The organism is uncultured Sphaerochaeta sp., assembly GCF_963676625.2.
In the GTDB taxonomy this organism is placed as follows: Bacteria; Spirochaetota; Spirochaetia; order Sphaerochaetales; family Sphaerochaetaceae; genus Sphaerochaeta.
Genome location: NZ_CAXXYB010000004.1, coordinates 1225750 through 1249585, shown reverse-complemented (window position 1 = coordinate 1249585; position 23836 = coordinate 1225750). Strand labels below are relative to the sequence as shown.

17 protein-coding genes and 1 pseudogene are annotated in these 23836 nt (G+C 46.4%); 12 read left to right on the top strand and 6 right to left on the bottom strand.

Annotation, left to right across the window (positions count from 1 at the left end; genetic code table 11):
• The first annotated feature begins 35 nt into the window (after window positions 1-35).
• Window positions 36-1682, top strand: coding sequence for a 2,3-bisphosphoglycerate-independent phosphoglycerate mutase (gpmI, locus tag ACHZBG_RS08675; RefSeq protein WP_320129057.1), 1647 nt, complete (start codon window positions 36-38; stop codon window positions 1680-1682).
• 60 nt (window positions 1683-1742) lie between these two features.
• On the opposite strand, the gene ACHZBG_RS08670 is transcribed toward gpmI, so the two are convergent.
• The gene (locus tag ACHZBG_RS08670; protein WP_320129056.1) at window positions 1743-2810 is read right to left on the bottom strand and encodes a LacI family DNA-binding transcriptional regulator; all 1068 of its coding nucleotides are present in this window, start codon (window positions 2808-2810) and stop codon (window positions 1743-1745) included.
• Between the two features lie 203 nt (window positions 2811-3013).
• On the opposite strand from ACHZBG_RS08670, the gene aroA reads away from it, so the two are divergent.
• The 3 genes and pseudogenes from aroA (at window position 3014) to ACHZBG_RS08655 (ending at window position 7386) form a co-directional block, all read left to right on the top strand.
• Complete coding sequence (aroA, locus tag ACHZBG_RS08665) at window positions 3014-4357, top strand: 3-phosphoshikimate 1-carboxyvinyltransferase (RefSeq protein WP_320129055.1); 1344 nt, start codon at window positions 3014-3016, stop codon at window positions 4355-4357.
• Window positions 4358-4372: 15 nt separating this feature from the next.
• A pseudogene (locus ACHZBG_RS08660) lies at window positions 4373-5385 on the top strand (TAXI family TRAP transporter solute-binding subunit).
• Between the two features lie 99 nt (window positions 5386-5484).
• A complete protein-coding gene (locus ACHZBG_RS08655) occupies window positions 5485-7386 on the top strand; it encodes a TRAP transporter permease (protein WP_320129053.1) in 1902 nt (633 codons plus the stop codon).
• A 40-nt stretch (window positions 7387-7426) separates the two neighbouring features.
• On the opposite strand, the gene ACHZBG_RS08650 is transcribed toward ACHZBG_RS08655, so the two are convergent.
• From ACHZBG_RS08650 to pth, 4 genes are all read right to left on the bottom strand, one after another.
• Window positions 7427-8197, bottom strand: coding sequence for a hypothetical protein (locus ACHZBG_RS08650; protein WP_320129052.1), 771 nt, complete (start codon window positions 8195-8197; stop codon window positions 7427-7429).
• A gap of 6 nt (window positions 8198-8203) precedes the next feature.
• The gene (locus tag ACHZBG_RS08645; RefSeq protein ID WP_320129051.1) at window positions 8204-9451 is read right to left on the bottom strand and encodes a cation:dicarboxylate symporter family transporter; all 1248 of its coding nucleotides are present in this window, start codon (window positions 9449-9451) and stop codon (window positions 8204-8206) included.
• A 78-nt stretch (window positions 9452-9529) separates the two neighbouring features.
• Entirely contained in the window at window positions 9530-12880 is a 3351-nt protein-coding gene (locus tag ACHZBG_RS08640; RefSeq protein ID WP_320129050.1) for an alpha-amylase family glycosyl hydrolase, read from the bottom strand.
• Between the two features lie 114 nt (window positions 12881-12994).
• A complete protein-coding gene (gene pth / locus ACHZBG_RS08635) occupies window positions 12995-13525 on the bottom strand; it encodes an aminoacyl-tRNA hydrolase (protein WP_320129049.1) in 531 nt (176 codons plus the stop codon).
• Between the two features lie 36 nt (window positions 13526-13561).
• Between pth and ACHZBG_RS08630 the strand changes: the two genes are divergently transcribed.
• Genes ACHZBG_RS08630 through ACHZBG_RS08600 form a run of 7 tightly spaced genes read left to right on the top strand, consistent with a single transcriptional unit; the run spans window position 13562 to window position 21182 of the window.
• Entirely contained in the window at window positions 13562-13888 is a 327-nt protein-coding gene (locus ACHZBG_RS08630) for an NGG1p interacting factor NIF3 (protein ID WP_320129048.1), read from the top strand.
• Window positions 13889-13918: 30 nt separating this feature from the next.
• Window positions 13919-15076, top strand: coding sequence for a homocysteine biosynthesis protein (locus ACHZBG_RS08625; protein ID WP_320129047.1), 1158 nt, complete (start codon window positions 13919-13921; stop codon window positions 15074-15076).
• Complete coding sequence (locus ACHZBG_RS08620; protein WP_320129046.1) at window positions 15073-15486, top strand: NIL domain-containing protein; 414 nt, start codon at window positions 15073-15075, stop codon at window positions 15484-15486. The genes ACHZBG_RS08625 and ACHZBG_RS08620 overlap by 4 nt, the downstream gene beginning before the upstream one ends.
• Before the next feature lie 3 nt (window positions 15487-15489).
• A complete protein-coding gene (locus ACHZBG_RS08615; RefSeq protein WP_320129045.1) occupies window positions 15490-16227 on the top strand; it encodes a UPF0280 family protein in 738 nt (245 codons plus the stop codon).
• Between the two features lie 2 nt (window positions 16228-16229).
• The gene (gene metH / locus ACHZBG_RS08610) at window positions 16230-19775 is read left to right on the top strand and encodes a methionine synthase (RefSeq protein WP_320129044.1); all 3546 of its coding nucleotides are present in this window, start codon (window positions 16230-16232) and stop codon (window positions 19773-19775) included.
• A gap of 7 nt (window positions 19776-19782) precedes the next feature.
• On the top strand, window positions 19783-20736 hold the full coding sequence (locus tag ACHZBG_RS08605) for a methylenetetrahydrofolate reductase (protein WP_320129043.1): 954 nt from the start codon (window positions 19783-19785) through the stop codon (window positions 20734-20736).
• A gap of 35 nt (window positions 20737-20771) precedes the next feature.
• Window positions 20772-21182, top strand: coding sequence for a hypothetical protein (locus tag ACHZBG_RS08600; RefSeq protein ID WP_320129042.1), 411 nt, complete (start codon window positions 20772-20774; stop codon window positions 21180-21182).
• A gap of 2 nt (window positions 21183-21184) precedes the next feature.
• Here ACHZBG_RS08600 and nth read toward each other — a convergent pair whose 3' ends face one another.
• Entirely contained in the window at window positions 21185-21847 is a 663-nt protein-coding gene (nth, locus tag ACHZBG_RS08595) for an endonuclease III (protein WP_320129041.1), read from the bottom strand.
• A gap of 78 nt (window positions 21848-21925) precedes the next feature.
• Between nth and aroF the strand changes: the two genes are divergently transcribed.
• On the top strand, window positions 21926-23836 hold the full coding sequence (gene aroF / locus ACHZBG_RS08590; protein ID WP_320129040.1) for a 3-deoxy-7-phosphoheptulonate synthase: 1911 nt from the start codon (window positions 21926-21928) through the stop codon (window positions 23834-23836).

The window sequence follows — 23836 nt, the reverse complement described above, 5'->3', positions numbered from 1 at the left end:
TTTTTGAATCAGAAAAATTACAAGGAGAAACATAGATGGTTGAAGTATTGAAGAAAAATGGAAAGATTTCCCGCAAGGGTCCGGTTGTCCTTGTCATCATGGATGGCGTTGGGTTTGGGAAATATAAAGAGGGTGATGGTGTTGCTGCTGCAATGACAGGTACCCTCAATACCTTATATAAAGCCTATCCTTGGACAAAACTGAAGGCCCATGGCGTTGCTGTCGGACTTCCTTCCGATGATGACATGGGAAACAGTGAGGTTGGCCATAATGCCATGGGTTGTGGAAGGGTTTTCGCCCAAGGGGCAAAACTTGTTGCCGCCTCTATCGAGACCAAGGCTATGTTCCAGGGCAAGACCTGGAAGAAATTGACCGGTAATGCCAAAACAAAGGCTTCCACCTTGCATTTCATCGGTTTGCTCAGTGATGGTAATGTTCACTCGAATGTCGCAAACCTCAGGGCCATGATTCTCCAGGCAAAAGCTGATGGCGTCTCCAAGGTCAGGGTTCATGCCTTGCTCGATGGTCGTGATGTCGGGGAATTCAGTGCCCTTGATTATTTTGATCCTTTTGAAGCCTTTCTTGCTGAACTCAATGACGATTCCTTTGATGCCAGGATTGCAAGTGGTGGTGGAAGAATGGTCATTACCATGGACCGCTACAATGCGAACTGGGATATGGTAAGAAAAGGTTGGGAAACCCATGTGTTGGGTGAAGGGAGAGCCTTTGCAAGTGCCCATGAGGCTATTGAGACCCTTCGGACGGAAACCGGTGCCATTGACCAGGATTTGCCTCCGTTTGTCATAGAACAAGGTGGTAAACCTGTCGGAACCATTGAGGATGGCGATAGTGTCATCCTGTTCAATTTCCGAGGTGACCGTGCGCTTGAGATTACCAAGGCCTTTGAGGCTGAGGACCTTACCGAGTTTGACCGTAAGCGTCGTCCTGCCGTCGAATATGCCGGTATGATGGAGTACGATGGGGATTTACATGTCCCAGCCCAATATCTTGTCCAGCCACCTTCCATTGACAGAACTCTCGCCGAATATCTTTGTGCTTCCTCGGTAAAGCAATTTTCTATCAGTGAAACCCAGAAATTCGGGCATATTACCTATTTCTTCAATGGCAATCGTAGTGGTAAGTTCGATGATACGCTTGAAGAGTATGTAGAGATTCCTTCTGATATCCTTCCGTTTGAACAACGCCCTTGGATGAAATGCGCGGAGATTGCCGATCGTGTCATCGAGGAAGTCGAAAGCGGGAAATGGGATTTCATCAAGATGAATTTCCCCAATGGTGATATGGTCGGGCATACCGGTAATTTTGAAGCGGTGGTGTGCTCCATGGAAGCTTTGGACTTGCAAATCGGACGCCTTGCCAAGGTAATTGAGAAGGCTGGCGGTGTCATGGTCATTACCGCTGACCATGGAAATGCCGATGATATGTTCGAGCATGCCAAAAATGGGGATGTCAAGGTAAAGAAGAACGGGGACCCGCAGGCAAAGACCTCTCATTCCCTTAACCCAGTACCTTGCATCATCGTTGACAGTTCCTACAATGGTGAATATTCCAAGGAATTGAATGCAGGCCTTGGGATCAGCAGTATTCCTGCCACATGCATGAATTTGTTGGGCTTTGAGGCTCCTGCAGATTATGACAAGAGCATAATTGATCTTACATAGAAACAGGTAAGCTGGTTTATTTTCAATAAGGGGGAGTTTCCGGAAACGGAAACTCCTTTTTTATGAATTCTTGAGTACGGCAGTCGTTTCCCGTACGCATAGTTCCACATCCAGGCAAATATTACCGATAGGTTTTTTCTCGACAAGTCCTTTCAATGCTTTGACCGATTCCTGGCCCATGCGTATCAAATGGAGTTCTATGCTGGTAAACGTGTAATCTGCCTTGCTCTCGTTTGCATCGAAAAGAATGATGGAGATATCCTGGGGGATGGAATATCCCTGCCGTTTGAACTGGGAGGCACATCCATTGGCTACTGCTTGTGTCATGGCGATTATCCCGTTGCAACCAGTGAAACGACCGATAAGGGAGGAGGCCGCATCGACCCCGCTTTGATGTCCATACCCAGTTACGACTACCAGATCCGGGTCATAGGGGATTCCGGCTTCCTTCAAGGCTTTTACATATCCCCTGAAGCGATCTATCGAGGAGTATGTATTGCTTGCAGGTTGTTCCATGAAAGAGAGTAATTCAGTATTGGAACAGGGAGTATCCCAGAAACTGCATATAAAACCTATTTTCTTGCGACCCAATTGAATAAGGTATCGAGTTGAAAGATAGCCCCCTTTTTCACCGTCATGGTAGACATGGGGCACTCCCTGAAAAATATTTCTTCTTGCTGTTATTACCAAAGGCAAATTTCTGAAATTCTCGATTGCCGGAATGTTTTCGGCCTTGGCCACAGGAATATAGATCAAGCCGTCAAGTATTGATTGGGAAAACTGATCGATGACCTGCCTTTCTGTTTCAACAGAACCAGAACTGGAACTGCAGAGGACCAATTGTCCTTGGTTCCTTGCCTCTTGCATGACGCCTTCGGCAATCATGGCAAAGAAGGGATGGTTTATTTCAGGAACAATCAAGCCAATTACTCCCGAGGAACTGCCTTTCATGAAACGTGCCGCGATGCTTGGCCTATATCCTGTTTCCTGAAGGACTTTCTTTACCTTTTCCTCATTGGAAAGACGAATGGATTGTCCGTTGAAATATCTGGACAAGGTTGCAATGGATACTCCACTGAGTCTGGAGATGTCTTTGATTGAATAGAGTGGTTTCTCGTTGGTACTCATGCAACCTAGTATACACAGTATCGCGTATTGGCACAATAAAATAATGGAAATGTTAATCAAAACTGTTGTTATGAATACAATGTACAAAAGATAAATAAATAGCAGTAAAAACTATCCAGATAACTGAAAATAAATATAACTATATAAAATATATACAATTAAATAATTTTTATTATTTAATTGACAGATCAAAATGGTGTGTTATGATGATTTATGTAAACTGGAAACGTTTATCAATTACACTATTGGAGGATTTGGATTTGAAATTTTTAGTCAATGCTTCAACACTTTCAGGAAAGGCAACCATCCCAGGAAATAAATCAGGAACTGCCCGTGGTCTTGTATTTGGTTCTTTGGCCGAGGGTACCACAATATTAAAAAATCCCCTTACAAATCTTGATAGTTACTCAATTGTCAAAATGATGAGGGCACTGGGAGCTTCCATAGATACCAGTAAGGATTCGGAATGGATTATCACCGGTACCGGGGGGGCTCTGGTTGTACCTGCATGTGTTCTGGATGCAGAGAACTCCGGCACCGGTTTTTATTTTGTCTTGGCTTTGTGTTCCTTGATTCCAGGGTATAGTGTTCTCACTGGCGATTATCAGATTTGCTATCGCCCAGCCCAGCCCATGATTGACGCTATAAATACTCTGGGAGGGGAAGCTTTCTCTACAAGAGGTATCGGAACGGCTCCTGTTGTCGTAAAGGGTCCTATTCGAGGTGGGGAAATCTCTTTCCCAGGTGTAAATTCCCAATGGATGACTCCTTTCTTGTGTGCCTGTGCCCTTGCCCAGGGGGATACGCTCATTCGGGAGACAGACCTGTTGGAACGACCCTATGTCGATATGACCATCGGAATGCTTCAGCGTGCCGGTATAGTAGTGGAAAATCGAAATTACGAAGAATTTTTCATTCGTGGAAATCAGAAATTCAAGCCCTTTACCTATACCCTGCCCGGTGATTGGGGTTCCTCCGGATATCCTATGATCGCCACCGCGATTACCAAAGGATCGAAAGTGACTTTCAATGGACTTGACCTGGGGGATTTTGCAGGTGAAACTGCCTTTGTCAAGATACTCAAGGATATGGGAGCTTCCGTCACTGTCACTGATAACGGAAGAGGAGGCATCACGGTCGAGGGCGGAGCAACCCTGCAGGGTATTCATATTGATTGCAGCGGGACTCCCGATGCCGTTCCCATTCTTGCCGTACTTGGATGTTATGCCCAGGGAAAAACAGTACTGGAAAATATTGGGGCCTGTAGATTGAAGGAAACTGATCGGGCAAAATCGATCAAGGAAGAACTGACGAAAATGGGAGCCCATTTTGAAGAAACCAGGGATTCCCTTACCATATTCCATTCCCCGTTGCATGGAGCAGTTCTCAGTGGTCATCATGATCATCGTATCGTGATGGCAACTACAGTTGCTGCCTTGATTGCCGAAGGGCAATCCGAGATTGAAGATGCCGAATATGCAGCGGTTTCCTTTCCCAACTTCCATGAACTGATGACAATGTTGCATGCCGATATAAAACGTATCTAGAAAAAGGAGATTTTCATGAAAAAACTATTTTCGGTCCTGTTGGTCTGTGTGCTTTGCGTTTCGGGGATGTTCGCACAAGGAGGGCAGGAAAGTTCTTCAACCATTTCCGGTTCCTCACTTAAAAGAATTTCCATCGGAACCGCTGGAACAGCAGGTTCTTTGTATCCGATGGGTGTTGCCATGGCTGAAACCATTACAAAACATGTTCAGGGAATTGCCTGTACGGGAGAAGCTACTGCTGCTTCCGTGGAGAATGTGCGCAACCTGACATCAGGAAAACTTGCCATGGGTATTTCCCAGAGTGAGATTGCCTGGCTTGCCTATAATGGAAAAGGTGATTTCGAGAAAAGAAAAGCCGAGGACCTTCGTTCCATGTTCAGTACCATCTACAGCTATATTCAAGTATTTACGCTTGCCGATAGTCCGATAAACAGTATTGAGGATTTCAAGGGAAAGGCAATCGGTGTAGGGGCTGCCGGTTCAGGTGGTGAAATGGCGGCACGAATGATTCTTGATTATTACGGATTATCCTATGACGATATAAAGCCCCAGTTCATTCCCGAGAGTGAGGCTGTTTCCGCTCTCAAGGATGGTAAGATCTCTGCATTCATTTGCACCCATCCTTTGAAATCGGCCGCTTTGATGGATCTTACCACTTCGGCAAAGGTAAAGATGATTTCCTTTACGGATCCTGCGTTCTACAAAGCCTTCCCCTTCTGGACTCGCTATGAAATTCCAGCCGGAACCTATGCAAACGTTGATTCTGTAATATCTGTTCCCATAAGCCGTATACTTATGCTTACTTCGACAAAAGCTGGTTTGAGTGACGATGAGGTCTATGGGATCGTAAAGGCTATCTGGATAATCGTGAAGAGTGGGGAAGTGTCACCGCCGCGGTATCCAAGCAGGTTGTCTTTGACTCTGCCCTTTCGGAACTGTCAGTGCCGATGCATCCCGGTGCCATTCGCTTCTTCAAGGAAAAAGGGGTTGCAATTCCTGCCAGCCTGATTCCTCCTGAGGCAAAATAGTATCTGTTGCTGATCGGGTGCACCAAAAATATTCCTTGTTGAATAGTTTTGGTGTGCCTTCTTTTCTTGTTAATCGGTTCTTTAATGGAGATATATTCCGTGCAAACATTGCAACCTTCAAAAGGCAAGGTAATTGCCCGTGTGCTATTTATCCTTTCCGTAGCCATTTGTCTTTTTCATCTATTCATTACCATGAATACGTCCGTAAGCATGATGCAATCGAGGGTAATTCATGTTTTCTCCCTTATGCTGGTCTGGTATTTGTATCGACTGCAGAAAGATCAACCAATCGGAAAAAAGGTCCTAAACCTATTTTTCACCCTTCTGGTTCTTGCCTTGGGGATTTATTACCTGACCCAAACAACACCTGATGTAATCAGGGAAAAGGGTATCTGGGGAATAAATGGCCTGGATATGATCGCTGGCCTTTTGCTCTTGATTCTCATTCTGGAAACCTCCAGACAGGCCATTGGTCTTTCCTTGCCAATCATAGCCCTGATATTTCTTGGCTATGCCGTGCTTGGTCCGTATCTTCCCAACCTAATCGCCCATCGTGGGTATAATTTGGAATATATTACCAGTTATGTATGTTGGACCAACGAAGGAATCTTTGGAACGCCAATCGGAGCTGCCGTATCCTTTGTGGTGCTTTATATAATTTTCGGGGAGTTGCTTGATAAATTTGGTTCAGGGAAATTCTTTATTGACCTGGCCTATGCCCTTACGGGAAAGATGCGGGGAGGTCCCGCGGAAGCAGCTGTCCTTTCAAGTGCCTTGATGGGGTCCATCAATGGTTCTGCAGTTGCAAATGTGGTTACGACAGGTACCTTTACGATTCCATTGATGAAAAAAGTAGGATATTCCAAGGAATATGCAGGCGCTGTGGAGGCGGTTGCCTCAACGGGAGGCCAGATACTTCCTCCTGTCATGGGTGCAGCCGCCTTTGTCATGGCTGATATGACAGGAATTGCCTATTCAACCATTATTCTTTCAGCTTTGGTGCCAGGATTGCTCTATTATCTGAGCCTTGGTGCTGCCGTATATTTTGAGGCAGGAAGACTGGGTATCGCTCCAGACCAGAATACAAAGATTCTCAACGCAAAAAAAATTCTCAGACAAGGATATTTCCATCTGATTCCCTTGATTGTCTTGATAATTTGTCTGCTGGGTTTTGGCTTCTCGGCCAGTTATTCCGCTTTGTTTGCAATAGGATCCATCCTTCTGATAGGCATTGTCCGTACATTGCATCTTGAACATCGGTTTCCTTGGAAAGAGTTGAAGGCTTCTGCTCTTCATGCCGCAAAATCCTCGGTGCCGGTAACCATAGCTTGTGCCTCGGCAGGTATTGTCATCGGAATTGTCAGCATGACAGGTTTGGGAGTTCGGTTTGCCCAGATTGTTTTCCAACTTTCCCATGGCAATCTTTTCATGATGCTTTTCTTGACCATGATAGCCTGCATCATCCTGGGCATGGGATTGCCTTCTACGGCCGCCTATGTCATTGCCGCCACCGTTGCTTCCCCTGCATTGCTTCAGGCCGGGGTCGGGCTTCTGGCCTCAAATTTGTTTGTATTCTATTTTGCCATCATCTCCTTTATCACTCCTCCGGTGGCAATGGCAGCCTATGCTGCTTCGGGTATAGCGGAATCAGATTCCATGAAAACCGGGGTAAAGGCTTTCCAGCTGGGTATCGCTGGATTCATCATTCCTTTCCTGTTCATCTACTATCCAGGGCTATTGGTGGTGGGAACTTCCTTTGGCTTGACTGTATATGCAATCATTGTCGCTGTCTGTGCCGTTCTGTTGATGGCAGCTTCCTTTGAGGGTTGGTGTGGTACGCCCCTGTCTCTTCCCCTTCGACTTGGTATGTTTTGTACTGCAATTCTCTTTTTGGTTCCCAATGTAATGGCAGATATTACGGGAATTGTTCTCACCTTGGCTATTCTTTCAGTGGTAGTGTACAAGGTTAGAAAGCAGAAGGGACTTGAAATTGCCGAATAGGCTTAGGCCAGTCCATTTTCAAAGAATAAGCGTATTGCAATCAGGTCCAGATGTGATAGGTCCTGGTTGTGAAAAGCAAGAAAGTAATGCCAAAGATATAGAAGAAAAGACCGACAATCGTTGCTGATAAAACCTGGGAAAGAATCATCATGGTATTTCCCAGGATAATCAAGGTAAACGAAAGACACCTTGCAAGGATATGCCTCTGTTCCATGTCCCGTAAAAAGGATATCAAGAAGGTCAGGATTGCAAGGATCGTGATGAACATACATACGGCAACCAGTGGTTTGCTTGCGATGGAAAGGACCTTATAATAAGAACTTGCATTCGTAGATATTGGAACAATGAAGGAAAGGAAGAGGGACCAGGCAGCTGAAACAGCAATATACTGTCCCAGTTTCGATATGTTGAGGTTTTGTAAAAATAGACTGGAAGCCAAGAATAAAAATGAAGAAAACAGAAAACAGAACTGGAATATGATGGAGATCCATTCAAAATTCAGTATCAAATGATGGGTTGCATTGAAGAAGACCGGCAGCACTTTCACATTTTCCAAGGCGATGACAAGAAACAGGATAGGAAGGAATTGGGCCTCTGCGCCAATATTTGACCTGTAGAACTTGCTCAATAAGATTGCTGCAGCCAGGGTAACGAACAAATGGAGCAAGGCTGGAATGTAATAGGAGATCAACGGACCGGTCTCTGCTCCCTGTTGTATCGCCTGATACAGGGAATACGAAAAGAGCAGGGTGAAGACAAGAGTCAGCAGTCCTTGGAGAACCAGCAAAAAGAAACGGAAATTTTTTCCCATGGTCGGTTACAGTATATCGGGATAGGCACACTCAACCCTGGTTCCCATTGCTTGGCATGTATAACTGGTTCCCAGAGCTGCGATAAACGAATCCACCAGGACCCCTAGGCCATTCAATAATGGCATAAGCCCAATAAGGGTCATTTCAGCACCATGTAAATCTATTCTCAGCCATTTCAATGCAATGACGGCAATGAAGAACACCTCATAACCGAGGTATAGGGAACTTGCATAGGAGACCCCTGCACTGGCGAGTCCCACAAAGAGGACTATCTTGAGAGAAGGCATTGACCCAGAAGTCGCATACAGAAGAGAACAGATGCTTGCGGCGGCAATCATTGCCGACCCTCCCCGACCTATAAACGTATAAAGGGGCACGGCTGTTGCACTTACTCGTTTCTGGCAACCAAGATTGTGTCTGGAAAGGGAGATTGTCATTGGACTGGTAAAGAAAATGCTGCCACTGAACAAGCCCGCGATTGCCGGGGCCAATACCCTGTAAAGCAGTCGATAGGGATTTACCTTGAATTTAGTAAGCAGGGCAAACAAAAGGGGTAATACACCCAAGACAACAAAGACTGTTGAGGCAAGGAGCAATATGAGTAGTCTTGAAGCTACAAAAACGGTACCTTCATCTTGCAATCGGGAAAACCAATAGGAAGAGGCGAAGAAAATAAAGAAATGACCGACTGCTGCATACGATCTGGCTAAACGGAACATGGTTTCGCTCAGGGAGTTCATCGTGACGTAGGCTGGTCTGATTATTTCAACGTTTGGCTTCAAGAAATATCCAAAAATACAGGATATTACTATTACTGGCAAGAGAAAACTTTCAGCCGAAGAGAGGGAGTAGAAAGGATTTATCGGAAGCATTGAATTGAATAAAGTGGAGAGGGATTGGCTTGCCACCGTCTTTATTACCGAAGGGTCACTTCCCGCGGTACTGCTTGCAGGAAAAGCAACCGGGAACAAACCGAAAATAAAAGCTCCGCAAAGGGCAAGCAGGAGCGTTGATAAAACGCTCCAAGTAATGGAAGTACGGGTAAAAATTCCACCTTTTTCATCTTTTCGCAGCGATGCGATACCCGAAGAAAAGCCAAAGAAAACCAGTGGAATCAACACGAATCCACCGATTTGCACCAGCAAGGCAGTGATGGTATACATTGCCTGTCTGAATGCAGCGATATCCCCGAACAATAGTGTTGCAGCCAAACCTAAAGCGGTTGCAGCCAGATAAGTTATCCACGTCTTCATAGTTTCCAAGAGTATCTTATCGGTAGCGTCAAGTCAATCAAACACAGACCAAAGAAGGAAAACACCGGAATTTACGGTCTATTGGAGCAATCTGTCCAATTGATACCCAGCCAAGGTTTCTGCCTCAGTGAGAATCCTTGTGAATTCAGTTGTATCCTTTTCGCCCTTGAGTATGTGAAGTGACAAGGCTGTCAAGAAAATAATCTCTTGCATTGCCTCCTTTTTATACCAGGTAATTCCTTCATATTCATTGCAATTTGCATAGTTGCCCAGGGCTTCGTCGGTAAGCAAGTTTGCAAGGATGGTTTTGGGATTGTCCTTTGCATCCTGGATCATATAACTGGCTGAAGCAAAGATGGCTGCGCTATGGCAAGCTTTACGTGCCAGCTCAGAGTTGAAGCCTTTTTCGGCCAATTGCTTCGAGAAGAAACGTTGCAGCAACAATTGGTCACTTGCCTTCATTGCCTCCTGGATACTTCCCGTCTCCCTGATAAAGGGTTTCAAAAACATTGAGATGGCCAGGATTTCCGGAAGTTCATCCATGATAATCGCTCCCTGTGAAAAATAACCCGGTGTATTGCAAAGGGTGGCGAGGCGTTGAATTTCGGTTACCATCTGGGAAGGGCTTATTTCATTTGGAAGGCTTGGCAAGGCTTTTTTTGCGGAAGGATGAAGAGTCTCTATTATTGCAAAGAGATGGGTATAGGCCTCCGCAAGCGTCAGTATGATCTTTCGTTCATGCTGGGGAGTCGCCTTTCCTTTGAGCAACGTATCCAATAAGAGCAAAAATTGTTCATTGCGCAGGCTTTCCATTACCTTGAAGACAGGTTTGAGCCTAAGTGCTTGTATTTCCTGTTCTATATTTGCCGTTCCCTTGCCATCGAGTAATTTGTAGAGTTCGTCATAGGTACCATCCACATCCTCTACCTCCCTTATATGAATATATACGTTTGTTTCATAGCCTTTTAGCGTGACCTTGAACCCTTCGTCGAAAATTTTCAAAGAAGGGCATAGATAGGTCAGTTTTTCGGGGAAGGATTCAAAGAGAACGTATTGTCGCCCTCCTACGGTCAATCCCATCGATTCGGCCAAGGATATGGTCTTTGTATATTTTTCACCACTATCGGACTTCTCGACTTTTGGTGCCGAGGATTTGATCCAACCTTCGACATTTTCAAACTGGTTGTTGTACAATACCAATGCACGTTCCGTGTCCGTGCCATTTACATAACAAAAAGCCGATTGCTCAACGTTGTCTCCATTGAGGAGGTCGAATAGTTCGAACTTTTCAACGCCACTGAAGAGATATCGTTTTTTTAGCAAGGGGGCAATGTTATTCATATGTTGGTCGATGAGGCGCTGGTTGGGTTGTTCATCCCAATAAGCCTTCCTATACTCCATGCCATATTTCTCCCTGAACCCCTCGATTTGTCCATGGCCGAACATGGGAAGACCAGGCATCGTGGAAAGTAGGGTGCAAACACCAAGATACTTGTCTCCATCGCCAAATTGCGCTATCGCAGTATCTTCATCCGGGTTGTTCATGAAATTGACAAATCTCTTGAGGATTTCTGGTTCAAAGGAGAGGGTGTTTTTTATGGTATCCCTGTATTTTTGATTTTCCTGATTCTTGAGCATATTCATGAAAGCACTGTTGTAGACCCTGTGCATACCCAAGGTTCTGACAAAATAGCCTTCCATCATCCAGAAGGCCTCGGCCAATAGCAGTGTATCGGGAAGTTCCTCGTTGAGCCTGTCCACTACTTCCCTCCAGAATTCCTGGGGGATTCTCTCATTGAATTCCTGGTCGCTCAACCCCGAGAGGGAACGACCTGCGATATCCCCTCCCTGTCCAGGAGCTGGGTACCAGAGCCGCTGTATATGTTTTTTTGCCAAGGTCATCGCGGCGTCAAAACGTATGATGGAAAAATTCTTGGCGACATGCTTTATTTGTTGATAAACAGCCTCTCGAGTATCTTTGTTGAGATAATCGAGTTGTGCAGTATCATTCCAGGCCATCGAAGTTCCGTCATTCCCATGGAATATATAACTGGTTTTTCCTGTCTGCAAATCTTTTCTCTGAAAAGTTACCGCTGCATCGGTGCGGTTGTAATAATGATCTTCAAGCCGTATCTCCACTTGTGGGTTTTCTGAAAGATTCGGCCCATTATAAGTATAGGAAGGAAACGGAGAAGTGTCCTGTTGGATGAAATAATTGCTGTGGTCAAAGACCCAGTCCCCATCGATTCCGCAATGGTTGGGAACCATATCGCTGGCAAGTCTGATACTGCGTTCCGCACAGCGCTGGCGAAGATTGTCAAGGGCATCCCAGCCACCGATTGAATCAGCTATCTCATAGTTTTTTAATGAATAGGCTGACGCTTCCGCCTCGGGATTGCCACAAAGGTTCTTGATTTTTTTCGATGCCTTGCTACGTTCCCATAAACCAATCAACCAAAGGGCCGTGAACCCCTCCTGTTGCAACTTGTCCAGTTCCTGATCGGGAATCTGGGAAAGGTTGGTTATCGCATAGCCATAGGACTTGGAAAGTTGATCAAGCCAGACCAAGGTGCTTTTTGCAAGCATGATGACATTGGGCATCCAATTCCTGTCAGCAGAGAATGCCTCGTATTCTTCCATGATAGTGCTATAATCAGGTACTTTTGTGGGAGCCTTTCCGGTTCCTGTTGCTCCTGGCCCCGGGAAAAAATGAGGCTTTTCTTCTTCCTTGATATAATCAATGGTTCTTAAAAGCAGTTTGGTAAGTTCTGCAGGAAGGAATTCGCCCCAATTTTCTGCAACATATTTAATTTGGTCAAGCAAGGAATCCGGATAGAGTTTTGAGGGATGGGTAAGGAACGAAAAAATATCTTCCTCACTTTTTCCCATCTGGGCTGCTTCCTGGGTGTACCCGCCCAAGAGCGCCGTGAGTGCCTGGGAACCTTGGGGGAACGAAAGGCCTTCCGGACTGATGAAGGGTTTTGCAGCTTTTACCAAAGCGGGGTTTTCTATCATTACCTGATGAATGAAATATCCTCGCAAGGATTCTTCCATATAAAATGCCAAGGGAGGTTCTTGCTCAACCAAAAGGGGAGAGGGAAATTCCTTGACGTAAAAAGCAAGGACTTCTTGCCCTGCATGGTTTTTTGCAAGCAAGGAAGTAAGGCGTGTGAAGAAGTCAGGTTCACTTTCCGATAAGTACCTACTCAATACTGTTTGATAGATAAAGTGAAGGACAGCCGTGGCATGTAATTTTCCTGTCGAAACATACCCAGTTCCTTTACGTTCGTGGACGAGGGTGTTGTAGAAATGGGCTAATTCATTTGCCTGATTATATAAACCATCTAAGTTGGTATCGGAGGGAAACACTGCCAAAAAAAAATCCATCTCAGTTCGTGTCCGAACTGAAATGCGAAAATCCCGTTTCATCAATTCATGCCTCCCAGTTAATGATTGTTTTCCTGATGGTCGGACAAACTCTCATGAAAAAAAGTATACCATGCAATGCCTAGGTTGTAATCAATTTGTTAAGGATCCCCAATATCAAAACACTGATTCTGTTACTGGAAGTGATATAAAGCTATCTTGCAGCAAGGTTTCAGCCTTGGTAAGAATCGATGGCAACCAAGGGATTTCATCCTTGGAGAACGGGGAAAGTACGAAAGAGGCAATATTCCCTCTTTGCGGTCTTCCTAGGCCGATGCGCAATCGCATGAACTCGGCACTGTTAAGATGTTCCTTGATGGAACGCAATCCATTGTGTCCTTGGAGACCCCCTCCCATCTGGAGCTTGATTGTTCCATAGGGAATTTCCAGGTCATCATGTACCACTATCAGTTCATTGGTTTCAATTTGAAAGAAATCACAGCAGGCACGAACGGCTATCCCGCTTTCGTTCATGTAGGTTTGGGGTTTCAGGAGTTTTCTCCCTTCCTGCAGGGACAGTTTCGCATGGAATTTTTGTTGCCAGGTTGCCTCTGGAAAAGCTTTGTCAGCAAGCATCCAGCCTGCGTTGTGCCTTGTATTTGCATATAACTTTCCGGGATTGCCGAGGAATACCAATAATTTTACCATGATGGTATAGTACCCAAAATACGGGAGAAGAAAAAGATGTATGTATTGGTTTGCTATATTCCCGAAACTCATCTCCAATTAGTGAAGGAAGCCTTGTTTGCAGCAGGAGCCGGTGCAATGAACGGATATGAACAATGTAGCTGGCAAACGCTCGGAACTGGTCAATTTAAGCCCGGTGAAGGCAATTCTCCTTTCATTGGGGAGGTGGGTGTGCTTGAACAAGTGGCGGAGTGGCGGTTAGAATTGGTTGTGGATGAAGAACATGTGGTCTCTGTGGTCCAGGCTCTTCTTGAGTCCCATCCCTATGAAGTCCCCGCATACCATTTGATTCCTGTAATGACCCTGGAAGGGTTGTTCCAGTGATAGTCCAATGTTTGAATTGAAGGAGTTCCCATGGTAAAAACGGTTGCCCAGATTAATGAAAAGATAAAGGCCGGAACTGTCGTTGTCGTTACAGCCGAGGAGTTTTCCCGGATGGCGGAAAAGACGGATATCGAGACCCTTGCCCAAGAGGTGGATGTCGTTACCACGGCAACCTTCGGACCTATGTGTTCTTCGGGCGCAGTGCTGAATTTCGGGCATTGGTCACCGGGAATAAGGATGGAAGAGATAACCCTCAATGGAGTGGGCGTCTATGAAGGCCTTGCCGCGGTGGATACCTATATCGGAGCCACTGCAGAATCGAAATTCGATTGTACCTATGGCGGTGCAAATGTCATCGAGGATTTGATAGCCGGCAAGGAGATTCACCTCCATGCAAGAGGCAAGGGGACCGATTGTTACCCGACCAAGGAGATCGATACCTGGATCAACAAGGATACGGTAAACGAATTTTATCTGTTCAATCCCCGTAATGCCTACCAAAACTATGCGGCTGCCACCAATAGTACCAGTAAAATGAAGTATACCTATATGGGGTGTCTGTTGCCGAACAACAATAATATTACCTATTCGACCAGTGGTGAATTGAGTCCCTTGCTCAATGACCCGTATCTCAAGACAATCGGTCTTGGCACCAGGATATTCCTCGGTGGAACCGAAGGCTATGTGGTTTGGAATGGAACCCAGTTCAATATGAAGCGGCCAAGGAATGAATTTGGTATTCCCGTGGGAAGCGGGGCGACCCTTGCGGTTGTCGGAAATGCAAAGGATATGTCCACGGAATATATCCGTTCTGCCTATTACGAGAAATATGGCGTCTCGATGTTTGTCGGAATTGGCATTCCCATTCCTGTGCTCGATGTCGAGATGGCCAAACATCTGGCAATCAAGAATAGCCAGATAGAAACGGTTATCTGCGATTATGGGACGGCCGACCATGAGGTCGTGGGGAAGGTAACCTATGAGCAACTGCAAAGCGGTTCTGTTATGTTTGGTGGCAAGGAAGTGAAGACAGCCCCCATGTCCTCGTTGGTCACTGCCAGAAAGATTGCCCAGGAATTGAATGGCTGGATTCGGGAAAAGAAATTTTTCTTGAGCGAACCGGTAAAGATGTTTCCCCAGGATAGTTTTGTAAAACCCTTGATTCCCCGTGAAGGTGGTGCCCAATGAAGAAACGATATGCCTTGAGATTTTCCCCTACCCTGGTGGAATTGCCCTTGGTCGGAAAACTGGTAAGGACCTATGATGTTGATATCAATATCCTCAATGCCGATGTAGCTTCAGGCAAGGGTGGTAAGCTCATTGTTGAACTCTCCGGTACAGAGCAGGCTATCGCAGATAGCGTCCAATGGCTTTTAGAGGCTGGGGTTGTGGTCTCTGAGATGATCAAGGAGCTTCTGTTCGATCACGATGGATGCATCAATTGCGGAAGTTGTACGGCTGTGTGTTTCTCCAGGGCCCTTAGTTTGGATGCAGACAGCAAACTTGTCTATGATGCTTCCTTGTGTGTGGTTTGTGGCCTCTGCCTTCATGCCTGTCCCATGAAATTGTTTGCGCTTTCCACGGAGAGAGAGGCCTAGGTCATGTATGAGAGTCGAACCTACCGTCAAAAGATGGGCTCTTCACGATTCAATTCACTTTCCCTTTCGATTGGGGAAAGCGATCTTTGGATCGGATATCAGCCTTCTTTGGTAGATACTGACTCCATGGTCCATGAAGCTGCACGATACGTGAGAAAACTGCGCAACGAAATTCTCGATTATCCTGACAAGACTTTCCTTTCGCGGTATACCCCCCTGGAAAACAGTGAACCTACTACAGCGTTGATCGAAGCTATGCTAAAAGCCTCTTGTTGTTCAAAAACAGGGCCAATGGCCAGTGTTGCCGGGGCAATTGCCCAGGCTCTGGGAATCTATCTCAAAGAGAAATTCCTGCTGACGGAAATTGTTATAGAAAACGGTGGGGATCTCTATATTGATGTCCTGCAAGAGCTCTCAGTAAAGCTTATTGCCCCAGGTAATCCACTTTCAGGTAAGCTTTCCTTGGTAGTGGATGTTTTACATAGTCCCCTGGGAATTTGTACTTCTTCAGGAAAAATTGGACATTCCCATAGTTTTGGAAAGGCCGATGCCGTAATGGTGGCTTGTCACGAAGCTTCCCTTGCCGATGCGTATGCAACTGCTTTCTGCAATCGAGTACAGACAAAACTTGATGTACAGAGAATATGCAATGAAATGAATACCCATGCAGATATTATTTCGGCAGTGGTATTGCTTGATGACAAACTGGCCCTCTGCGGCGAGTTGGAGGTACGTACCTAAGAATGGATAGACAACAGTTTTTTTTGAAACTTCTCTCTGAGAGGGTTCTTGTACTCGATGGTGCCATGGGCACCATGATCCAGAAACAACATCTCAGCGACGAGGATTTTTACCTTGAGGACTTGAAAGCCGTAGGATGCAATGAACTGCTTTCCTTGACCAGGGGAGATGTCATCTTCACGATACATACTGAGTATCTGGAAAGCGGTGCCGATATCATCACCACGAATACCTTTTGCGGCAATGCCTTCAATCTTGAAGAGTATGGACTTGCATCTGAAGTAGAAACCCTTAATCGTGCTGCTTGCGAGATAGCAAGGGAAGCTGCTGCCGACTTTGAGCGTACCCATGAACGTTTCGTCTTTATCGCAGGGACCCTTGGCCCTACGAACAGAGGACTCTCTTTTTCCTCTGATGTCGATGACCCAACCAATAGAAAGAGTGATTTTGCCTCCTTTGAGGCTATGTATTGCCAACAAGCCGAGGTCTTGCTTGATGGTGGGGTTGATTTGTTGCTTATCGAGACCGTGTTCGATACCCTAGCTGCAAAGGCTGCCGTACGGGCCTGCCTGAAGGCAATGGAAATAAAGGAACGGAAAGTTCCTATCATGGTCAGCGTGACATTCAGCGATTTGAGCGGAAGAACCTTGAGTGGCCAGACGCTGGAGGCTTTTGTTGCAACCCTTTCGCCTTTCCCTATTTTTTCCCTTGGCTTGAACTGTTCGACCGGCCCGGAACAGATGCTGCCGCTCATCGAGCGTCTCAATGAGATTTCCCCCTTCTTTATCAGTGCTCATCCCAACGCAGGATTTCCTGACAAGGAAGGCCAATATACCCTTTCCCCTGGACAATTGGCTTCACAACTTGCTCCTGTCTTGGCAAAAGGATGCCTGAATATCGTCGGGGGATGTTGTGGGACTACCCCTGAACATATCAGCGCGATCAAGGAAATTGCGGACAAAGCCACAGTTCACGTAAAGACCAAGAGAGAGCCGACCCTTGTCCTTTCCGGTTTGGAACCGATTGAGGTTCAAAAAGGATCCTTTGTCGTTATAGGGGAGCGTACCAATGTAGCGGGATCCAGAAAATTTGCCCGACTTGTCAAGGAAGGCAATTGGGAGGAGGCTCTCAGTATTGCCAGAAAGCAGGTTGTTCAGGGAGCACAGGTAATTGATGTGTGTATGGATGCCTCCATGCTTGAGGCTATTCCCAGCATGGTCACCTTTCTTCGTCAGGTATCCAGTGATCCCTCGATCTCGAAAGTCCCTGTCATGATTGACTCTTCCGATTGGAATGTCATTGAGGTAGCCCTCGGGGAAATCCAGGGAAGGGGAATCGTAAACTCCATCAGCTTGAAAGAAGGCGAGGAAAAGTTCCTTTCCCATGCCCACTGCATTGAAAGTTATGGTTGTGCCATGGTGGTGATGCTCTTTGATGAAGAGGGCCAGGCTGATCACTATGAACGTAAGATAGCGATTGCCAAGAGAAGCTATGATGTATTGATCCAGGATGGCATTCATCCTGAAAATATCATCTTTGATGCGAATGTCCTTTCCATTGCAACAGGCATCGATGAACACGACCTGTATGCCAAGGATTTTATCAGGGCCTCGCATTGGATTATGGAAAACCTACCGTATGCGCATACAAGCGGAGGCATAAGCAACCTCTCTTTTTCCTTCAGGGGAAACGATGGCTTGCGTAACGCGATGCATGCAATATTCTTGGATCTTGCCAAACTGGATATGGCTATCGTCAATCCTGGATCCGATAGAAACCTAGCTTCCATTCCGTCCCATGCCCGATTGATCATTGAGAGAGCCTTGTATCCTGAGGATTCAAAAGCTGTCGAGGCAAGGCAGGCTCTCATTGAGCTTGCCCTGAGCGGAGAGCTTACCAAACCTGAGGGGAATGGGGAAAAACCCATCGAAGAAAGTTGGAAGAGCCTTGGTCCCGAACAACGCCTTGGTGAGGCTATTTACCATGGTGAGAACTCTTTTTTACAAGCTGACTTGGCAATCCTGGATACCATGGACCCGATACAAATAGTAGAAGGTCCTCTTATGGAAGGAATGAAAAAAGTCGGAAAACTTTTTTCTGAAGGCAAGCTTTTCCTTCCGCAGGTAGTCCGCAGTGCACGAACCATGAAATTGGCAGTTGATATCCTAGGACCTAGGATTACTGCCTTCTTGACTAACCAAAATAATACAATAGGCTTTCAAAAGAAAAAGATTGCTGTTATGGCTACGGTAAAAGGTGACGTGCATGACATAGGGAAAAACATTGTCAACTTGATACTGACCTGCAATAATTTTGAGGTGATTGACCTGGGAGTCATGGTTCCTGCACAGAAGATCCTGGAGGCTGCCCAGCAACACAAGGCTGATCTTGTAGGGCTCAGTGGATTGATTACTCCCTCGCTTAAAGAGATGGCTTTTGTGGTTTCGCTTTTCGAGCAACAAGGCTGTACTATCCCTATATTTGTAGGGGGAGCTACCACCAGTGAGTTGCATACGGCCGTGAAACTTGCCCCGCTGTACAATGGTAATCCAGTAATCCAGACCCAGGATGCCTCGGCGATGGCTTTTGCAGCCCAAAAGGTAATGGGGGACCAGAAGGGTCTTTACCTGTCTGAATTGGCTAAACGATATGAGTTGTTGAGAAACGATACCTCCTTTGCCCGATATCCCAGGACTTCACCAGCTTTGCAAGGCGTCGGCTATGCAAAGGCCCTGGAACTTGCAAGACAAAAAGAAGAAGGTTCCCATGCCTGTGAATATGGGATTTTTACCCTTGAACAATTCTCCCTTGAGGATTTGCTCCCCCTGATCAACTGGAAAATGTACAGCACTTCCTGGAAGGTTCCTCTTGGAAGCCAGGAAGCCGAGAAACTGGTAAGCGATGCAAAAGAGATGCTTGGTGATTCGAAAGTTGCCAAACTCATCCTCGACGGGTGCAAGGCGGTTTGTGGCCTCTTTCCTGCGACAAGTGACCGCATGACCATAACGGTCGAAAACAAGGATTTTCATTTTCTCAGAAATGAAGCGACGGGTCTGTGTCTGGCAGATTATGTGGCAGAAAAAAACGATACGGCAGGATTGATGGTTGTCAGTTCTTCCCTTGCCATCGGGCCTTACTTGCAAGAACTCAAACAACAGGGAGATGACTACAAGGCCCTCTCTTTGCAGATGATTTGCGACAGGCTCGTTGAGGTCCTTGCCCAGAAAACCGAATTGTTCCTCCAGAAGAAATGGGGACTTGCAGAGGCAAGTTTTGTCAGACCGGCCCCTGGATATCCCTCGTGGGGGGATCATAGTGAGAAGCAAGGGATTTTTGAGCTTCTTGGAGCTACTTCTACCATCGGAGTTCGTTTGACGGAAAATTTTGCGATGGATCCTGCTTCAAGCATCTGTGCAATGGTTCTCGGGGGGAAAGATCTCAGGTACTTCAGTATCGGGAAGGTTTCCGAGGAACAATTGGAATTGTATGCGAAAGCAAAAGGTATGCATCGTGACGAGCTTGCCATGCTCCTTCAAGGTATGGAATAATACTCTTATGAAAGTAACCGATATATTGTCACAGGCCAAGAAGCCCTTGTTTACCTTTGAACTTGTTCCTCCCCTCAAGGGAGGCAATGCCCAGATGTTGCTCGATACGGTGAAGCAATTGAGTGAGTACGAACCTGCGTATATCAATGTTACGAATCATCAGAGGGAAATAATCTATATCGAACGTCCCGATGGACTCTTGCTCAGGAAAACCGTGCATAAGAGACCGGGGACTGTTGCTCTCTCGGCCTTGATCCAATATACCTTTGGCATTCCCGTTGTTGCCCATCTGATTTGTGGGGGTATGACATCCGATGAAATCGAGGATACCCTGGTTGAATTGAATTTCCTGGGAATCGATAATGTCCTGGCTCTTCGCGGGGATCCTCCCGTAGGAGAGAAACGTTTTGTTCCGGTTGAAGGGGGATACTCCCATTCCGATGAGCTGGTTTCCCAGATTGTTCGTATGAACGAAGGGCATTATCTGGATCTGGAGTTGAAAACTCCTCAGAAGACCGATTTTTGCATTGGTGTCGCCGGCTATCCGGAAAAACATGGAGAAGCTCCCAATCTTACCAATGATATGGAAATGCTCAAGAGAAAGGTTGCCAGCGGGGCTGGCTATATCGTTACGCAGATGTTTTTTGACAATGCAGCCTATTATCGTTTTGTCGCAGAGGCTCGCAAGGCTGGCATTACCGTTCCCATCATTCCTGGTATCAAGCCAATCGGAAGCAAACGGGACCTCCAAACGATTCCCCAGACCTTCCATGTTGATTTCCCTTCGGTCCTCGTGGATTTGCTTGCTCGGGCAAATAGCCTGCAGGAAGTACGGGAAGTCGGTATCCATTGGTGCACGATGCAGGCTAAGGATCTGATAGAACATGGAGTTCCCGGAGTTCATTTCTATACACTCGGGAAGGCGGAGTCTGTTTCTCGAGTTGTTAAGGCAGTATACTGATCTGGTACTGAATTTTTACATTTAGGAGAATTATCATGGCTGAAAAAAAGACTGTTGCGAATCTTTTGCGTATCGTTATTTCCTTGATGTATATCAGCCTGGGCCTACAGGGATTGATTAATGGTGAAGGTTCTGGAGCTTTGAATAGTTTGTTCAGGGCTTTTGATTCCGATATCGTGACCTATGGCCTCTCTGCCATTATCATGATAAGCGGGCTTCTCTTGCTGGTTCCCTTGTTTGCAAAGGGAATTCCCCCGGTTTTTGTCAAAAGCGGCATGATCGCCCTTGTTGTCATCTGGATTGCAATAATCTTTTTTAACGATTTTGCCCCTGGCTTCAATGGTTTCGATGCCAGGCAATTGCTTTCCTGGATAGAAATTTTCATGTATCACCTCATTGTCTTGTTTGCTACCTATGAGGTTTGCGGAAAAGCTATTTCCAAATAAGGTCAACGAGTCTTTTTTACACCGATTTTAGGGCATGTCTCCTGTACGCTGCATTTGCTGCACCAAGGGCTTATCGGCGTACAGATATGCTGTCCGTACAGTACCAATAATTCATTGAGGGGTATCCAAAAGCGTCTTGGCATGACTTTTTGCAACTCTTGTTCTGTCTGCTCTGCATTTTTTGTCTTTACCCATCCCAGTCTGTTGGAAATCTGGTGAACGTGACAATCGACACAAATTGCATCGATTCCAAAACCCAGGTTCAAGGTCAAGTTTGCAGTCTTGATTCCCACTCCCGGAAGGGATAGGAGTTTTTCGGATGAAGCAGGTACTTGCCCCCCATGGACAGTCTCCAGTATTTCACAGATGGATAGGAGATTTTTCGCTTTTGTCTTATAGAAGCCTGCCGGATAGATTGCTTTCTCAATGACAGAAGGGGGGAGTCCCAGCATTGTCTTGGGGGTGTCGGCCAAGGCAAACAGTCTTCTGCTGGCTTGGAGGGTTACCTCATCCTTGGTCCTCAAGGATATGATGGTGGAAACAAGCACCCTGAAAGGATCTTGTTTTTCCAGGGCAATTGCAGAGACCGAGGGGAGCTTGAAGCCTTCCTTTTTTATCGTCTCTCCGAATTGCAAGAATAAATTTTCCCAATACTGTTCGTTCATGACATTTCTGATACCATGATGCGCTGAAAAAGGCAATGTTCCCTTGACCTTTTTTTTGATACATTCTAGCGTTGTTCCATGATTATCGTACTCAAGAAAAATATACAGGCTACACAGCGTGAGAGCATCAGGTCCTTTCTGGAAAGCAAGGGTTATACCGTAAAGGAAATCATTGGACAGGAAGAGACTGTCTTCGGAGCCGTTGGCAACAGTGGTCTCGATATACGTGAAGTCCAGATGCTTGAAGGGGTCGCTAGTGTCGTTCCCATCAGTAAACCTTATAAGCTTGCCTCCAGGGAGTTGAAAAAGGAAGATACCATCGTATCGGTGGGGAACGTGAAGATTGGCGGAAACCGCATTGCGGTCATGGCCGGTCCTTGTGCCGTTGAATCCCGGGAGCAGATTCTTTCCATTGCAGGCCTTGTCCGTGAGGCAGGGGCGGTAATCCTTCGGGGAGGGGCCTTCAAACCAAGGACTTCCCCCTATGCCTTCCAGGGTCTTGGAGAGGAAGGGCTTGTGTATCTCAAGGAAGCCGGCGAAAAATATGGCATGCCGGTTACCACGGAGATTGTCAGCCCCTCCGACGTCGATATGATGAGAAATTATATCGATATGTACCAAATCGGTGCCAGGAACATGCAGAACTTCGAGCTACTCAAGGCTGTAGGGAGAACAGGAATGCCTGTCCTCTTGAAAAGAGGTTTGTGTGCGACCCTTGAAGAATGGCTTATGGCGGCTGAGTATCTCATGGCAAGTGGAACCGACCAGATTGTCTTATGCGAACGAGGAATCAGGACCTATGAACGGGCGACACGAAATACGCTCGATTGCAGTGCCATCCCCATTATCCAGAAGATGACCCATTTGCCTGTTATCGGGGACCCCAGTCATGCTACGGGGCTCCGGGATATGGTTAATCCAATGAGTCTGGCAATAGTGGCCAGTGGATCTTCCGGCCTGATAGTCGAAGTCCACGATCATCCGGAAAAAGCTCTCAGTGATGGTCCCCAGTCTCTCTATCCTTCCCAATTCGAAAAATTGATGCGAGATGTCCAGGCACTTTCCACGGTCGTGGGAAAATCGCTTGAGAGAATTCCCCGTATCATCCCCACCTCCATTTCCTTGCAAAGTGAAGAGCCTGGAACACTTGGAAATAAGGTCATTGCCTTTCAAGGCGAACGTGGGGCTTTCAGTGAACTTGCCATTCGCAGGACCTTTGATGAAAAATCCTCAGTGCTTCCTTGCAAGACCTTCTCCGATGTTTTTGAATCGGTAATGCAGGGAAAGGCCGCTTATGGGGTGGTCCCGTTGGAAAATACCCTCGGGGGAACTATATACGATAATCTTGACCTTCTTATCAGCCATCCGGGAATGCAGGTCGTGGGAGAACAGCAGGTTCGCATCATCCATAATTTGATTGTCCTTCCGGGAACCAAGAAAGAGCAGATCACCCATATCTATTCGCATCCACAGGGGCTTGCCCAGTGTGCGGACTTTTTGAAGAATGAAATGCCCTGGGCAGAGGCTGTTCCTTTCTTTGACACTGCCGGAGCTGTCACCTATGTGAAGAAAACCCTTGATCCGACTAAGGCTGCCATAGCTGGAGCTCCTGCCGCTAAGTTCCATAACATGGAAATCCTGTGCGAAGGGATTGAAAGCAACCCGAGCAATTATACGAGGTTCTATATCATTTGCCGTGAGGAAAACGCTTCTGTTTTCCGTTCAGCCTCCCCAGTCGATCGTGCATCCCTCCAGTTTACCGTAGAGGACAGGCCAGGTTCTCTCTTTGAGGCTTTATCAGTACTTTCAAAACATGGTTTGAACATGAAAAAATTGGAATCCAGACCAATACCGGGAAAACCCTGGGAGTATTCCTTCTTCGTGGAAACAGAGCTTGGTCTGGAAGGTGCCTTCCCCTTGGCCTTGGCCGAATTGAAGGTTTGTTGTTCTTCGATCAGGGTTCTTGGAACCTTTACGGCATCCCTTTGA

Coding starts and splice junctions, on each gene's coding strand:
- ACHZBG_RS08670 (WP_320129056.1), bottom strand. CDS start 2,810: ATGAGTACCAACGAGAAACCACTCTATTCAATCAAAGACATCTCCAGA.
- ACHZBG_RS08650 (WP_320129052.1), bottom strand. CDS start 8,197: ATGGGAAAAAATTTCCGTTTCTTTTTGCTGGTTCTCCAAGGACTGCTG.
- ACHZBG_RS08615 (WP_320129045.1), top strand. CDS start 15,490: ATGTATGAGAGTCGAACCTACCGTCAAAAGATGGGCTCTTCACGATTC.
- ACHZBG_RS08620 (WP_320129046.1), top strand. CDS start 15,073: ATGAAGAAACGATATGCCTTGAGATTTTCCCCTACCCTGGTGGAATTG.
- ACHZBG_RS08605 (WP_320129043.1), top strand. CDS start 19,783: ATGAAAGTAACCGATATATTGTCACAGGCCAAGAAGCCCTTGTTTACC.
- ACHZBG_RS08625 (WP_320129047.1), top strand. CDS start 13,919: ATGGTAAAAACGGTTGCCCAGATTAATGAAAAGATAAAGGCCGGAACT.
- aroA (WP_320129055.1), top strand. CDS start 3,014: ATGATGATTTATGTAAACTGGAAACGTTTATCAATTACACTATTGGAG.
- ACHZBG_RS08630 (WP_320129048.1), top strand. CDS start 13,562: ATGTATGTATTGGTTTGCTATATTCCCGAAACTCATCTCCAATTAGTG.
- metH (WP_320129044.1), top strand. CDS start 16,230: ATGGATAGACAACAGTTTTTTTTGAAACTTCTCTCTGAGAGGGTTCTT.
- ACHZBG_RS08640 (WP_320129050.1), bottom strand. CDS start 12,880: ATGAAACGGGATTTTCGCATTTCAGTTCGGACACGAACTGAGATGGAT.
- ACHZBG_RS08645 (WP_320129051.1), bottom strand. CDS start 9,451: ATGAAGACGTGGATAACTTATCTGGCTGCAACCGCTTTAGGTTTGGCT.
- pth (WP_320129049.1), bottom strand. CDS start 13,525: ATGGTAAAATTATTGGTATTCCTCGGCAATCCCGGAAAGTTATATGCA.
- ACHZBG_RS08600 (WP_320129042.1), top strand. CDS start 20,772: ATGGCTGAAAAAAAGACTGTTGCGAATCTTTTGCGTATCGTTATTTCC.
- nth (WP_320129041.1), bottom strand. CDS start 21,847: ATGAACGAACAGTATTGGGAAAATTTATTCTTGCAATTCGGAGAGACG.
- gpmI (WP_320129057.1), top strand. CDS start 36: ATGGTTGAAGTATTGAAGAAAAATGGAAAGATTTCCCGCAAGGGTCCG.
- aroF (WP_320129040.1), top strand. CDS start 21,926: ATGATTATCGTACTCAAGAAAAATATACAGGCTACACAGCGTGAGAGC.